At 44.6% G+C, this 16,009-nt stretch carries 12 protein-coding genes; all 12 read right to left on the bottom strand.

Annotated features, from left to right (window positions below; genetic code table 11):
* Window position 1: 1 nt before the first annotated feature.
* The gene (locus QQL36_RS09975) at window positions 2–1,471 is read right to left on the bottom strand and encodes a DUF3375 domain-containing protein (protein ID WP_321569633.1); all 1,470 of its coding nucleotides are present in this window, start codon (window positions 1,469–1,471) and stop codon (window positions 2–4) included.
* A 54-nt stretch (window positions 1,472–1,525) separates the two neighbouring features.
* Complete coding sequence (locus tag QQL36_RS09970) at window positions 1,526–2,431, bottom strand: ADP-ribosylglycohydrolase family protein (RefSeq protein WP_321569632.1); 906 nt, start codon at window positions 2,429–2,431, stop codon at window positions 1,526–1,528.
* A 144-nt stretch (window positions 2,432–2,575) separates the two neighbouring features.
* Entirely contained in the window at window positions 2,576–3,538 is a 963-nt protein-coding gene (locus tag QQL36_RS09965; protein WP_321569631.1) for a hypothetical protein, read from the bottom strand.
* Between the two features lie 13 nt (window positions 3,539–3,551).
* Window positions 3,552–4,652, bottom strand: a complete 1,101-nt coding sequence (locus QQL36_RS09960) for a toxic anion resistance protein (RefSeq protein ID WP_083723451.1) — start codon at window positions 4,650–4,652, stop codon at window positions 3,552–3,554.
* Between the two features lie 17 nt (window positions 4,653–4,669).
* Window positions 4,670–5,284 (bottom strand): TerD family protein, encoded by a 615-nt coding sequence (locus QQL36_RS09955; protein ID WP_321569630.1) that lies wholly within the window; start codon window positions 5,282–5,284, stop codon window positions 4,670–4,672.
* A gap of 5 nt (window positions 5,285–5,289) precedes the next feature.
* Window positions 5,290–5,844 carry a TerD family protein gene (locus QQL36_RS09950; RefSeq protein WP_321569629.1) on the bottom strand — a complete coding sequence of 185 codons (555 nt, stop codon included), beginning with the start codon at window positions 5,842–5,844 and terminating at the stop codon, window positions 5,290–5,292.
* Window positions 5,845–5,848: 4 nt separating this feature from the next.
* Window positions 5,849–6,682 carry a phosphoribosyltransferase family protein gene (locus QQL36_RS09945; protein WP_083723457.1) on the bottom strand — a complete coding sequence of 278 codons (834 nt, stop codon included), beginning with the start codon at window positions 6,680–6,682 and terminating at the stop codon, window positions 5,849–5,851.
* A gap of 262 nt (window positions 6,683–6,944) precedes the next feature.
* Entirely contained in the window at window positions 6,945–9,383 is a 2,439-nt protein-coding gene (locus tag QQL36_RS09940; protein ID WP_321569628.1) for a DUF4982 domain-containing protein, read from the bottom strand.
* A 9-nt stretch (window positions 9,384–9,392) separates the two neighbouring features.
* Entirely contained in the window at window positions 9,393–10,406 is a 1,014-nt protein-coding gene (locus QQL36_RS09935) for an arabinogalactan endo-beta-1,4-galactanase (protein ID WP_083723459.1), read from the bottom strand.
* Complete coding sequence (locus QQL36_RS09930) at window positions 10,403–11,464, bottom strand: SusE domain-containing protein (RefSeq protein ID WP_321569627.1); 1,062 nt, start codon at window positions 11,462–11,464, stop codon at window positions 10,403–10,405. Before QQL36_RS09930 ends, QQL36_RS09935 begins: the two co-directional genes overlap by 4 nt.
* A 17-nt stretch (window positions 11,465–11,481) precedes the next feature.
* On the bottom strand, window positions 11,482–13,053 hold the full coding sequence (locus tag QQL36_RS09925) for a RagB/SusD family nutrient uptake outer membrane protein (protein ID WP_321569626.1): 1,572 nt from the start codon (window positions 13,051–13,053) through the stop codon (window positions 11,482–11,484).
* 4 nt (window positions 13,054–13,057) lie between these two features.
* The gene (locus QQL36_RS09920) at window positions 13,058–16,000 is read right to left on the bottom strand and encodes a SusC/RagA family TonB-linked outer membrane protein (RefSeq protein WP_321569625.1); all 2,943 of its coding nucleotides are present in this window, start codon (window positions 15,998–16,000) and stop codon (window positions 13,058–13,060) included.
* Between the last annotated feature and the right edge of the window lie 9 nt (window positions 16,001–16,009).

Here is a 16,009-nt window from a genome sequence, read left to right as displayed (position 1 = left end):
TTTATTTTCCGAATAAAAGATAAGGTACTTCCAAAAAGCGGGTTTGCTCCGCATTGAGAGGTATCAGTTCTGTGGTATTCTGTACAGTGTATGCTTTGCCACCTTTTTCCCTTACGAAGTCGTAATAGCTGATAATTTCAGCAAGGCCATATTCCAGCGGCGAAGCTTCCAATACTTCTTTGAGCGTAGCGGTCTGCTTGTCTTTCAGCACTCCTTCTACTTTTGTCCACAGGTATTTTTTGTTGATGTGAGAGGTATTGAGCAGGCGGCTGAAGCGTGTCATATCCTCTATTTTTTCAGTGGCAGTACCCGGTTGTTTTACCTCTGTGATAGTTTTTTTCTGTTCCAGGGTAAGCTTACGTTCCAGGATCATCCTGATTTCAGCACTGTCGTCAATGCTGATACCGGCTTCCACATCGTCTTCTTCTTCCTTGAAACCGAATACCAGTTCTTTGATGCTGTTGATCTGCTTGCGCAGGCGGCGGTGACGTGCAATCTCTTTTTCGGAGATAATACGGCTTAGTTTTTCCGCCATCTTATCGTTGGCATCGTATACGTTTTTCCCCTGCTCCAGCAGCAGGGATTTGATGTTTGTAAGGAAAAACTCATCTGCCTGTATCCCTCTTTCGTCTACCAGGTGCATGAGCTGTTCGGTGAGTTCCCGCCATTCTTCCTGACCGGCACGGGAGATAAGGAAGTCCCAGAAAGCATAGAAGCTCTTACCCTGGTTACTGTTGCGCAGGGAGTCGTAGGCTTCGAATGCAAAACCGATGATGGCGCCTTTGCTTTGTTCAGCGCGGGTATGCTGTTCCACGATCGTACGGTGTATCTGTTTGAAATTATCTTCTACCTCACGGAAATCGCTGATCAGTTCGTAGCAGAGACGGGTAAAGAGTTCCAGTCGTTCCTCTACCTGGGCATTGTTATACCTGTCTGGGGTGATACCCAGTTCCAGTGCTTTGATCTCTTTATCTATTTCGGCGCGCTTATTCCTGAGAATTTCCAGTTTCTTACCTCTGTCATCTTCTGTGTTCTCTACGATATCGCGGAGGGAGTTGAAGAGGAGTTTGAAGCGGCTTTCTGTACCTACGTGTTGCCGCAACTGCAGGGTCTGCATCCACTGGAATACCTTTTCAGTATAGGCGCTGAGCTGATAGCGGGTATTGCCTTCGGCATCCGGCAGATCCTGCAGAATGCGTTTTTGTACCCAGTTAAGTATATATTTTCTGCTACGTGTTTCTTCGTCTTCACCAAAGTTGATCCTTGCTTCTTCCAGGTCTTCCACGCCGTCTTCCTGTAGGCTGAGCGCTTCGGCCAGCATTTGTACCAGCTGTGACTCAGGAATAGAGAAACGGTTCTCTTCCTTGAACACGCTGTACAGGAATGGAAGTATCCAATGAGTGTTGCGCAGGCGCAGCATCTGGATAGCAGGTGAAGAGGAAATGAGCCAGAATAAATCGTCTTTGTTCATAGAGGGTGCAAATTGTAGAAAAAAAAGGTTCGAACAAAGAAGGAGTTTCCCCCATTAGATGTTGAAAAAAAGAGTGGACCTGTAATCCTCTGTCTGGTCGATCCATTCCTGTGGAATATGTTCAGTACCAGCAGATAAGACAACGATGCTCCCTACTATGGCACAGGTGGTGTCCCGGTCGCCAAGGCCATTTACGGTAGTCCAGATAGCATCCTCAAAACTATCCAGATGGTGGGCTGCACACCAGAGGGCAAAAGGCACCGTATCCTGCGCCAGCATTTTCACCCCGCTACCAAGTATCGAAACGATGGTGCGGATGTCGTAATGGGCTGGTAATGTGGCTGCTTTTTGAATTTTGGATCGGGTATCGCTGTCAGGTGTATGCTGTATGATAAAATCAAAGAATTCCTTAGCAGTAAGAGCTGGTTGCCGGATCACGATACTGGCGGCCAGGGCTACAGCGATAGCGCCGGCAATGGCTTCTTCGTTATAGTGGGTCACTTCGGCTGAAAGGCGGGCCTGTGCCACAAGTGTTTCCACATCATCATGAAAGTAAGCTCCGAGCGGGGCGGCACGCATAGCGGCGCCATTGCCCATTGAGCCCATGCCATCAAACACACAGCTACTCACTGTTTTCCAGTCTTCGCCCTCACCTATTGCACGCAGAATAGCGTGAGCAGTGCCACCGTAACCACGGTAATCGTCTAATTTGTAGTTTCTGGCAAATTCAGTGGCGAGCTTTTGCTGGTCAATCTTTCCCTCCTGTGCGAGGATGTTGTGAATACCTATTGCCATGACGGTATCGTCAGTGACATTCCAGTCGCCTGGTTTTAATTCCTTGTAAATTAGTCTTTGGGTGATGAGATCCTCATTGCCAAAGAAGGTTTCTCCAAAGGCGTCTCCGATTGAGAGACCGAATAGAGAAGTGCTGGCGAGGCGTAGTTTTTCGTCTATGGTCATAGACCCTAAAGATACTAATAAATTAATGCGCCAGTGCCATAGAAAACAAACCACTACCGCAACCCAGATCTGCCCATTTGCTAACGGGAGCATGCTGCAATACATCACATTGTATAAACTGGATGGCTTGGGATAACTGCATGATTAAAGACTATCTGTATTCAACATGGCTTTCAGAATATTGGCTTCTATATCCACATCACTGAGGTTCTGCAGGAAATTCACATCATCTATCTTATTATGATAATCCGATATTAACCTTTTTATATCAGGTGGTATCTGCGTCTTTACCACGCTGGCAGTGCTTTGCAACTGATCGTTCTTATCTGCTATTTCCTGTACGATCTTCGCTTTTTTGGAGATATTGTTATGCAGGTCTATGCCTGACAGCTCTGCCATATCAAGGAAGAGAAATAAATTGCGGGAGGGCACAAACACAAAATACCTGTCCAGACCTGTAATACTATATACTTCCAGTATCAGGCTACCTGCTGTCAATCCACAATAGAATTCACTCCTGAATTCGACCTTGTTCAGAATGCCCAGGAGCCTTCTGTGTACAGTGGCGTAAGCATTCCGGTATACTTCTGCAGGATTATAGTCGGTGAGTTTTTCTACGAGACTGAATGGAACATCGAAGAAGAAATCTGCCGCGAAGCGGGCGCTAAAGGCATTGATATTTTTCGAGAAAGGCGACTCATCTTTCTCTTCTGATAATAACTGGAAAAGCCGACGCAGGGACTGGTTTACTTTCAGTGCCTGCCGCTGCTTTTCCAGGTTATAACTTTGTTCTGTGTATACGTTGCTATTCAGCTTGTCAATAAGGTCTGTGTTCAGCTGTATCTCATCATGGAGAATGAGTACATTCCGCTCGTTGGCAATTTTGATTTTCCTGAGCAGTTCGATAATGGTCAACGAATATTGAACATGAAAGAGTTCCAGTTTATTCACATCCAGGTCTGTATTGTTCTCAAATAATTTATGGATCACCTGTGTACGTAGGTAGATCTTATAGATTATTTCATCTTCAAAAAAGACTGACAGCAGTTGTAGTTTGCTGATCGTTCTTTGTGACTCACTTAATATGATAGCCCGGTTCTCCTCCATTTTCTAGCGTTCCTTATACGTTGGTTACATTCTTTCTCAGCTCTGTTTCAAGTGACTGCAATTCTGTATTCAGTTGTTTCCTGTTTTCAGTACCCTGATCATGAATACGTTTCACTTCGGCAAGTGTTTCGATCAGGGAAGAAGTAGTACGTTTCAGTGTTTCGATAGATACGACTGTACTTTCATTCTGCTTCGCTACTTCAATACTGTTTTGTTTCAGCATGTCAGCATTCTTCTGCAGGATGGTATTGGTCGTATCTGCTACTTTCTTCTGCATTTCCACATTCGCCTTTTGTCTTTGCAGGGCAACGGCGATGGTCAGCTGGTTCTTCCACACCGGAATGGTGGTAGATACGATGGATTGCGCTTTTTCGGCGATAGCAGTATTGTTGTTCTGCACCACTCTGATCTGTGCCAGGGACTGCATCATGATGAAGCGTACGATCTTCATATCGGCCAGGCGCTTGTCCAGACGGTGCAGGAACTCGCGCATATCAGAGATCTCGTAATCCTGGTATGCAGTCGGGTTGCCTTCCATTTCTGCCAGCTTTATGCTCAGCTGATTGTATTTGTACTGACCGGAGATGATCAGTTCTTCCATCTGCTTGATGTAGTTCACATTGTTGTCGAACATCGTCTGCAGGGCAGTATTGTCCTTCAGAGAGTTGATACGACCCGCTTTGATCTTGTTGGTGATCTTGTCTACATTCGCGATCACGGTATCGTACTTCTGGAACATTGCTTTCACATCCACTACCAGCTTCTTGAAGAAAGGTATTTTGGACATGAATGATTTGAATCCGCCCTGTTCCAGTTCATCTACATCTATATAGTTCAGTTCTGTCAGCAGGTCGTTGATGTGACCACCTACTTCTCCGGAGTTGAAAGTACGTACGGAGGTCAGGAAGTCGTTGCTATACTTGTCCATGGATTTCTCCACTTCGGCACCATAGTTCAGGATGGCGTTTACATCACCGGGTACAAGGGATTTGCTGACTTCATCGTACTTCTTACTTTCGTCTGAAGAAACGACGGTGAGGTCTACATTGCCTTCCCTGTCAATGTGAGGGCTGGCAATGACTACATCAGTTGTTGTATTTGCGTTGATATCCATTAGCAAATTTTTTAGTCTTATAAGTATTGGCGGGTTACTGTATCAACAGTTTCCTGCAGTTTTCTGTCTTTGGTAGCTTCTCCGATGGCATTGAATTTCCATTCACCATTCTTCTTGTAGAATACTCCCATGACCATGGATACGTGTCCGGCAAAGGCGGCATCGTGTGCGATGTCGTACCTGGCAAATACTTCAGTGACTCTGCTTGGAGTACCTTCGTAAATGCGGATAGATGCAAATGGAATGCTACCGAAATCCTGCCCTCTGAAGCTGTTGAGTACAAAAGCTACATAGGTGACGTTAGGACTGAGGATGGAGAAATCCAGTGTGATCACTTCGTTATCCAGTCCGTCGTCACCATTTACATCCCCGGTGAGGTCATCACCGCTATGTCTTACCGCCCTATCCTTGGATTGCAAGTTACCAAAATAGACAACTTCCAGGGCTTGCTTGTTTTCGTTATATAATACGCAGCTACCATCCAGATCCACGGCCTCTTTGGTTTTGCCGAGTCCGAATAATCCTTTCTTTTCAATAGCGCCCCAGTTGATACCCACACATACTCTTTCCAGTTTGGTGCCATTGCTCTTTTCGAGGGAGATGCGTTGTCCCTTCTGTAAATTGATAGCCATGTCGATTAGTTGTATTTATTCAGATAATCCTGTAAACCGCCTTTCATACCGGCACCTACAGCTTCAAATTTCCATTCGTTGTTTCTCTTGTAGATACGGCCAAACTCAACGGCAGTTTCGATAGAGAAGTCTTCTTCCAGCTCGTACTTGAGCAGTACCTGATTGGAGGAAGAATCAACGATGCGAACATAGCTGTTTCTTACCTGGCCAAAGTTCTGGCGCCTTTGCTCTGCTTCATGAATGGTCACTACCACACAAAGTTCGGATACATTCGGATCGATTTTAGACAGGTCTACATGGATCTGCTCATCATCGCCAGCACCTTCACCCGTCAGGTTATCGCCGGAATGTTCTACAGCACTATCTGGTGATTTTTTGTTGTTATAGAATACAAAATGCGCATCTGATAAGATTTTTTTATTATCTCCGAGAATGAAAACTGATGCATCCAGGTCGAAACCGGAGCCCGTGGAAGAGCTATTGGTGTCCCAACCAAGTCCGATTGTGAACTTAGGCGCATTGATTGCCTCTCTCTGTCCTTTTTGAAGGTTAATTGCCATTTTTCTAAGCTTTTATATTATTTGTCGGATATATGTATGTATTGATGAAGCCGAGGTTACGGGCGTAAGCGTCGATGGTGTGATACCCGTTGCCCAGGGCCATGTTATATAGCAAATTGACAAAGTTTTCCGTTTGATTCTGTAAAAAGATACAAAATGAATCGTAATCGTAATTCAGGATATACTTTACAATCCTCGTATTGATCTGGAAACTATCCCCTTGTATAATCTTTTCAAGATCGAAGATAGACTTCACACAGTGATAATTTAAATAATTTTCGATATTCGGATGAATTGAATGATTGGCCAGCTCTGCAAAGTATAGCATGCAAATATCGTTCTTCAATTCATATTCGTCCACCATACGCAGGATCATCCTTTCATGACTGCCTGTAATACGGATATCATCCAGGAAAATTACGGTTTTTCCTTCCAGGAACGCCTTATCGACATGAAAAGAATCGTTGCCAATCAGTTTAAGCCTTTCTGAGGCATTCAGCTCTCCGTAATCTTCCTTGTAGGTGATGGTGCGGTGCACCTTGGCCTCCTGCACTACGGGATAACCTTCTTCGGCCAGCCACCGGTTCAGGCGGAATACGAAGTGGTTCTTCATCGCAAATGTAGCCGTAGGAATGAATGCATATGGACTGGAAATAACAACCAGTTGTTTTTCCGGCGGCACATAATGCAGATGATTCCTGATATACCCTTCGGCGAGGGCTATACCAAAATCCCTTGCTACTACATCATCTCCAAATTTAAAGCGGCTATAGGCATCCGGTGAAAAACCGAAGCTGTCCGGATGGTGTATTTTATGTAATGAATAGGTGAATGTCATTCGTTTAACAAACTTTTAAAGTTCCATAAGTTGATTACTATTCAATCAATGCCTGGTTTTGGGTCTATAAAGCTTTTGTCCCTCGGTCAATATTTTAAAAATAACGAGATTTTCCGGGTTCCGTCAATTTGGAGGTTAAATATTTGATGAAGTTTTTATACAAGGAGCAAACGGGGGATAAATGGGATTAAAACAAACGATTTACATATTAAAATAAATACAGAAAGGCGCCGGTTTGACCGGCGCCTGCGTTTTTTAATGATCAAAAACCACTTTTGAGCAATATCTTTCCTGGACTTAGCCCTTTAGCTTTTGCTTCCACAATGATCTCTCCTGCCTGTTCTTTTGACTGGACAATGGTGGTCAACTCTCCGTTAAATGCATGCATCTGAGGAAGATGAAATAAGTCAAGCGAAGTAGGATCTCCATTAGCAGCCGCTTTATAACTACCTGCACCAGAAACGGTGAAGGTGATCAACCGCTGATCTGCCGGACAAAGGTTTCCATCCTTATCTACTATTTTTACACGTATATAAGCCAGGTCGTTCCCATCGGCAGCTATTGTATCTCTATTGGCTTCCAGTACTATATGATGTGGCTTACCCGCAGTACGGACGATCTTTTCTTCCGCAGCTTTTCCATTTTCATCATAGGCCACTACCTTTATTTCACCCTTTTCATACACTGCATTCATCCACATTAAGCGGTAACGGTTTTGTGTAGTAGAATCATTTTTGAACCGTTTGCCATAGCTGGTACCATTGATGAATAACTCGGCTGAAGGGTAATTAGTATAAGCAAATACAGGCGTTACCTGCCCTTCCCGACCCGGCCAGGTCCAATGCGGAAGTACATGTAATGTAGCCGCTTTTTTATTCCAGACACTCCTGTACAGGTAATAACGATCTTTGGGAATACTTGCCAGATCGATGATGCCGAACATGGAACTATGATTTGGCCAGCCATCCACATCGTAAGGTGAAGGCTCCCCTAAATAGTCAAAACCCGTCCATACAAACTGGCCAATAGACCACTCATTATCTTCCGCCATCGCCAGATCCTCATCTGGCAGATTGGACCAGGAGCAATACTCAAAGTCGTAAGATGATGACTGGTGATCTTTATACACCGCATCGCCCTTTCTTACTACAGGGAACTGGTATACTCCTCTCGAACTTACCGTAGAAGAAGTCTCTGTACCTAACACCAGATTTTGTGGCAGCTTACCATAAGCTTCTTTATACCTGTTCACCCTGTAATTGAATCCCGGAATATCGATCATAGATGCAAAACCATTGCTTAACACACAGCTTACCTGATCCATACCACAGGTAACCGGTCTGGTAGGGTCTTCACGATGACAGATGTCCTGCAGGAAAGAAGCTACTTTGTATCCATCAGGGCTACATTGTGTAGGTACTTCGTTACCGATACTCCACATGACCACACAAGGATCATTGCGATAATGGCGTAACATATTCACCATGTCTTTCTCTGCCCATTCTGCAAAGAAGCGATGATACCCGTTTTCACATTTAGCAATATCCCATTCGTCAAATGGTTCTATCATCATCATAAAACCCATTTCATTACACAAGTCAACCAGTTCAGGTGCAGGCATATTGTGCGAAGTCCGGATAGCATCACAACCCATCTCTTTTAAAAGCGTTAGTTGATACCGCAATGCAGCTACATTGATTGCAGCACCCAGCGGCCCAAGATCATGGTGATTACATACTCCCTGAAACTTGCGCAGCTTGCCGTTTAAATAGAATCCTTTATCTGCTACAAAGCGGATATCACGTATACCAAAGCGGGTGGTGTAAGTATCTATCTGCACGCCGTTCATATAGATCACAGACTTTGCCGTATACAAATTAGGGGCTTCGGGAGACCATAATGCCGGCTGATTCACGATGAAATTCTGTTCAAACGGTTTGCCATGCGTTACCTTTTGTATGTTCTCTTTTACTGCAACCTTCTCTCCTTTTGCATTCAGTATTTCTGTGATAACTTTGATATCTGCATCTCCTGTATTATCGATGGTTGTTTTCAGATTCACAGCAGCATATGCATCGGATACATAAGGTGTAGTCACATACGTACCCCATACAGGTACATGTGCTTTTTGCGTAACTATCACATGTACATTCCTATACAACCCTGCACCAGGATACCATCTGGAAGATTGTGGCTTATTTTCTAAACGAACGGCTAACAGGTTATGCTGACCATCAGCCGTTAAATAAGGGGTCACATCTACTGAAAATGAGTTGTATCCATTGGGCCAGAAACAAGCTTCTTTACCGTTCACGTATACTTTTGCTTCGCTCATCGCACCATCAAATAACAGCGATACGGTCGTTCCTGCAGGTACATCAAAATGGTTACGATACCAACCAATACCTGTATAAGGCAGGCCCCCTGTTCTACCAGTTTTCGTGCTGGCAACGGTTTCTCCATTCTGTTTCACCGCTACCTTCTGCAGGTCATTATTGCGATCAAAAGGACCATATATTGCCCAGTCATGTGGTACGAAAACAGTTTTCCAGTCTTTATCATTGAAGTTTGGTTCCATTGCGCCCGATGGATCGCTTTGGATAAACTGCCAGTTCTTTTGCAGCAAATATTCCTGCCGGTTCTGTGCCTGTAAGCAATTTGAGATCAGCACAAATAGCAGGCACCATCTTATCATCATCATATCGTTTGTTTATTTAAATGCATCCAGTGCTTCAGTGGGTTTCCCTGAGTCGTCGAATGCGCCCATTGTATAGTTCTTCCAGGCGCCATACGCCTCGGGTTCCCAGTAAAATACACCCAAAACTTTGTTATTGGAAATAGACTTTGATTTTGCAATCAGATCAGTCAGGAAACTTTTGGCGGTGGCTGCCTGTTCCTGATCCATGCCCACTTCGCAAATCATTACATCAGAACCATACCGGGATATCATATCCTGCATGTTCGCATAACAAGCGGTGTTCAATGCCTCCCAATTATCTTTGGTGGGATACAATGACATACCAATCACATCCCATTTTGCACCGTTCGATTTCAATCCGTCAAACAGCCATCTGAACAAAGAATTATCATTGCCATTTTGCAGATGTACAATTACTTTGGCAGCAGGAAACACTGCTTTGACAGCATCATATCCGGCATTGGTCAAGGCAGCATAATTGGCCATATTCGTGGATGCTTTTCCCTCTTCCCACAGCATGCCATTGCCTGTTTCATTGCCGACCTGTACCCATTCAGGTGTGATCCCTTTTTCTTTTAACAGGGTCAGCACTTCTGTAGTATGATCAGCCACGGCTGTTTTCAGTTCATCAACACTCATGCCGGACCATGCTGCAGGTTTGGTTTGCTGACTGGGGTCCGCCCAGCTGTCACTATAGTGAAAATCGATCAGGATACGCAGACCCAGGCTATGTGCACGATATGCTTTTACCAGCAGATCATTCTTATTACACCAGCCATCTGTAGGATTGACCCACACCCGTAGCCGTACTGCATTTACACCCAGCGTTTGCAATAATCTGATACCATCCATTTCTGTCCCCCCGGCATTGTAGAATTTCTTGCCGGATGCTTCCATTTCTGTAAGCCAGCTTATATCTGCGCCTTTGGCAAATCCCGAAGTATCTGTGGTCGTTGTTGTAGCACCATTGTCCTTACCACATGCGAACAATAACAACATTGCTACCAGTATCTTGAAGTTCCTCATTCTACAGAATATTTAAAGTTTTTTGGATCGCTCAGATCCAGTTTCAATGTGTAGGTACCTACTTTTGTATACGGAAATCCATTTGCATCTGCGGTATATAATGTACATACACCTGCTTCCTCACTGGTACCAAAGAACCAGCTCCAGCTTTGATTGATCAGCACTTTGATACCCCATTGTTCTGCAGCAGTGGTGGTGATGCTGGCTGACCATATCTTGTTGGTAGCATCGTACGTCATGGGTGTAGCAGTGGTACTCCAACTATTAAAGTCGCCTACTACACTGAGAGAGTTGATCACTGTTTCACTCCACGTAAGTGCATTTGTATTGGCTGTGATATAAAGGTATCCGCCATTTGCCGTCCAGCAGTTCCAACGATCGCTGCCGGCATATAATACATACTGGTTATCATTTGCAGGATAACCACCGTATATTACGGAAGCACTATTGCTTTCTTCATTCGTGAGCAGGAAATTGTACCACTGGTCTACTTTTACAAAGCCGTCATATTTTCCGTCTTTATTCCGGGCACAGAGTTTCCAGGGGAAAGAGGTGAGATCGGTGCTCGCCATGTATAAATAAGCGGCATCGTTCCCTGATTCGTAAGGCGTAATGCTGAGCGTTAATACATTGCTGTAATTGGAGGATGTATTTGCAGTGAGGGTAGATTTTACACGCACGTATACTGTACCACTTTCACCAGCCGTCAGGCCAAATCCAAGTACTAAAGTATTCAAAGTAGCTGTAGTGTAAGAGAGAGAAGAGCTGGTCACTGCTACCTCTTTTTTGATGCTGCTAAAATTGGCATCCAGTGCATACTGCACAGTCGTTGTGATCAATGATTCTTCTACTGCATAGCCATTAGAGACGCTTAAGGTGCCGGCATCCCACATCAGCTGTAACACGACACTATCTTTTGCAGACTGTGACAATGTTAATTGTGTAGCCGTAGCAGTCAGGGTCGCATCTTCAAAACCCGTTAATACAGCCTCTGCTCCTTCCTTTTTACAACTGGCAAAAAGGAATATGCTTAGTATATAGCAAATTATTTTTTTCATGGAACGTGTATTTGAGATTAGTAACCTGAATTTTGGATCAGATTAGGATTTGAAGCCAGATCAGTTGATGGAATCGGATACAGGTTATATTTTGTATCTACGGATTGTCCGTTCACAGAACCACCTTTCCATTGCCATAAATAATCGCCACCTGTAAACTTACCATAGCGGATCAGGTCTGTACGACGGCTACATTCCCAGAAAAGTTCACGGCCACGTTCTGCCAGAATGAAATCGAGCGTTAAGGTAGACGAGTTAATATCACCTGACGTATTCAGGTAAGCACGTTCGCGGATCTGGTTCACATAATTCACTGCTTCGCCAACAGAGCCACCGGTGCCTCCCCTCAGTACAGCTTCTGCATACATCAGGTATACATCTGCCAAACGGAACATAGGGAAATCAGTATTTACCAATCCGCCATCGGTGGTATAACTACCATCATCATTCAGGTTCGTGAATTTAACGATAGAGAGTCCCTGGCTGGAAGAAGATGGATCATCTACATTCAGGGTTTGTCCATCTGTCCAGAAATCACCCCGGATATCTGTCTGGCCTGTTGTATCAGGGAAAGAGTTTACAAACTCCCTGAGCGTGCGAATGCTGGCCCATCCTGACACTACGCCATAGTCAGCGGCTTTCATGGTGCCTACGATAGGACCATTCACCAGGTAGGTAGTGGAACCCCAGGTAGTAGTATTGGTTGCATCTGCTTCTATAGGGAAGATGATCTCATTCGCTGTACGTTTGTCATTATCGCCATTGAACAGTTTTTTATAGGTTGACTCCAAAGAATAACCACCGGTGATCACCTTGTTACAATAAGTCACACAGTTGGTATAATCAGCTGTACCTGTGTATACAGCGGCATTCAGGTAGTTCTTTGCCAGCAATGTCCATGCAGCAGCTCTGCTTACTCTGCCATATTCATTTTGCAAAGGAGCAGGCAATACTTCTTCTATATCTTTCAACTCAGACTGGATATAATCAAACAGGTCTGCTCTTTTGATACGTGGCGGGGTGAAGGCGCCTACTTCATCATTTTCAGTTACAAAGGGCACATTGCCGTACAGGTCCATGGCATGAGTATAGGCCAGTGCACGCAGAAAACGGGCTTCGGCCCTGAACACTTTCAGCGTGGTCTGATCGGATTCTGAGAAGGAAGCGATCTTTGCATCTGTCGCATTTCTCAGGAACTCATTGCAGAGGGCAACGGTATAATAGATGCGATAATACATCGCACTCACCCAGGTGTCAGAAGCGCCCCATGTCATGTATTGTATATTCGTGAGGTTATCGCCACCGGCCCAGGTATACACCACTTCGTCAGTGGGTACTTCCTGCAGGTTGAAATATACCCTCAGGTATCCCCATGATGCAGTGCTACTTGCCATATCCGCATTGCCATCCCCTTTTTCAATACCCGCTACAGCAAAGGCGGAGTAAAGTTTGGCCAGTACGGATTTATAATTAGCAAGAGAAGTGTATACGGATTCAGATGTCTCTTCCACACTGGGTACCTGGTTCAAATCCTTTGTACAGGCGGCCAGCATGGTGATCATTAATATGCAGGATAATATCTTTTTCATAAACTTAGAACTCAAGGTTAATGTTGATGGAATAAGTACGTGGACGGGGATAGAATGCGCTTTCAAATCCATTGGTCACCTCAGGATCCTGTCCGGTGTATTTGGTGATGGTGAATACATTCTGCGCAATAGCGCCGATACGCATATTCACGTGCTTTGCTACTTTTCCAAAGTTATAAGCGACAGATAGATTATCCATTCTCAGGAAAGAGGCATTCTCTACATAATAGTCTGAGTAATATTGGCGGGTCTTGAAACCTGTTTTCAGATAATCTTTATGCAGGTTGTTCAGCGCCGCATCTACATACTGTACGGTTTCCCAGGCGCTCAGACTCATCTTCGTATTGTTGTATACATAGTTGCCGATGTTTGCGCGCAGGGTAAAGCCACCGGACCATTTCTTATAAGTAGCTTGTGTGTTGAAGCCGAGCAACCAGGTGGCTGCAGGAGAATGATAGCGGTACAGGTCACTTTCGTTGATCACACCATCTTTGTTCAGATCAGCATATACACCTTCCAGCGGTTTGCCTGATGCATCGTATACCTGTTTGTATACATAGAACATATTGGGTTGGTAACCGGCTGTAAGTATCTGAATCCCTCTTCCCCCCACAGAAGTACCAGTATAAGTGCCCACTGTATTTGAACCCTTTACCAGGGAAATATTGGTCACTTTTGTGTACTGGTTGGTGGCATTGAAATTCACATCCAGTTTGAAATCACGCTTACTGATCGGCGTAGTATTCAGCTGAAATTCAAAACCATGGCTTTCAATATTACCCACGTTGGTAGTAGCTGTCTGGTCAAAGTTGGTACCAGCTGCCACAGATACATCGGCCAACAGATCGTAGGTTTTGCGGTTATAATATTCAATTGAACCGGAGATCCTGTTATTTAAAAAACCAAAGTCCAGGCCATAGTTGAATGCCTTTGTTGTTTCCCATTTCAGATCGTATACATAGACAGATGGTCTGTATACATACAAATATTCATCCCCAAAGCGATAGTTTGCGTAACTGTTCCCCTTTTGATACACGGATAGGTAGCTATAGTTGCCGATGCCATCCTGTTGTCCTGTTACACCATAACTGGCCCTTAATTTTAAGTTATTAAGTACCTTATTGTATTTCAGAAAATTCTCGTCTGTTACATTCCAGGCCACTGCTACAGAAGGGAAAGTACCCCATCTGTTTTCAGGGCTGAAGCGGGAGGTACCATCTCTTCTGACGGTTCCTGTGATCATATATTTGGATAATAACGTGTAGTTCACTCTTCCATAATAAGACAGCAGTACATGTCGCTCATCGGATGCTTTGGCGGTAGACTGCAATTCACCTTTTTCATTATAATAAGTGATAGCAGGGCTTTTGGCGCTCCAATGCTGGTAATCATAACCGGCAGTTGCATCAAAGCGGTGCGTGTTATTAATGTTCTTCGCGTAGTTCAGATACCCTGTGAACAATTTGTTCTTCATTGTCTGGGAATACGTGTTATTAGATCCCCCCACGCTATAGCCATCTGCAGAAGCAGCTGGTATATATACAGAACCTTCACCCTTACTATAGTCGTAACCTAAGGTGACGTGCGCTTTCAGATCAGGCAGGAAATGGAATCTATAATCCGCATCAAAGTTGCCGATACTTCTGTACACATCACTTTTGCGTTTTTCCTGTTCCAATAATCCTACAGGGTTCCTGTTGGCACCGGTAGCAGGTACGCCGCTGTTATCAAGGCTTTCATAAAAACCACCAAAAGTAGAATTACCGGAATATACAGGTTGTGTAGGATTGAATGCGACAGAAGACCAGATGGCATCTGTATTGGCAAACCTGTTATTGTTCGCAGCACCTTTCAGGTTGAAGGTCAGGTTTAAATGTTTGTCGAAGAGGCTGGGTGTGATGACCAGTGAACCTGTGAAACGTTGTGTATTATCCGTCTGCAGGTTACCGTTCTGGTTGTAGTAGCCAACAGAAGCACGGAAAGGCACTGTTTTCGCTATCTTTCCGGTTACACCCAGGTTATTGTCCGTACCCATTGCATTCTTAAACACCTCTTTCTGCCAGTCGGTATTACTACTGCCTAAGAGGGCTTTTTGAGCATCGGTACCTTGTGTATTGATCACATCTCTGAACTGTGATGGCGACATCATATCAGCTACATTCTTTCTTTGCTGTAGGGTAACTACAGAAGAGAAGTTGAGCTTCAGCTGATCGCCTTTGCCTTTTTTAGTAGTGATCATCAATACCCCGTTTGAAGCCCTGGAACCGTAGATGGCTGTAGATGCAGCATCTTTTAGTACGGTAATGCTTTCAATATCATTGGGGTTGATCATACTTAAAAAGTTGTCAGAATTCCCGCTGATACCACCTGTTTCCAGTGGCACACCATCCAATACGATCAGCGGTGCATTGCTGGCACTTAAAGAGGCGCCACCACGTATGCGGATGGTACTACCAGCGGTGGGAGAACCACTATTTGTCATGATCTGCACACCTGAAGCTTTACCACTGATCAGCTGTTCAGAAGAACCGACTAATCCCGGGTTAAAGTCTTTGGTACTGATGCTGACAGCGGAACCTGTCATATCTTTTTTAGTTTTGGTACCATAGCCGATCACGACTATTTCTTCCAGTTTTTTGTCTTCGAAAGACATTACAACCTGCAGGGTGTCACCTGCCACTTTTACGACTTTTTTAGCCGCGCCTACGTAGGTAAATTCCAGTACATCTTTTCCTGAAGGCAGTTGCACGGTAAACGCTCCGGAAGCATCGGTCAGGGTGCTGGTGGTTGTACCGCTTACAAGTACGGACACTCTTTCAAGTGCTTTCCCGCCTTCATCGGTCACAGTACCTTTTACGATACGACTTTGCCCCTGGGCATGCACTCCCAGAAAGCTAACCGCCATGCATAGGCAGAATAGAAATTTGCGGAAAATTGATTTCTTCATATTGTGGAA

It is taken from the genome of Chitinophaga sp. LS1 (assembly GCF_034274695.1).
Lineage (GTDB): Bacteria > Bacteroidota > Bacteroidia > Chitinophagales > Chitinophagaceae > Chitinophaga.
The sequence above is the reverse complement of the archived record's forward strand: the minus strand, read 5'-3'. Positions and strand labels throughout refer to the sequence as shown.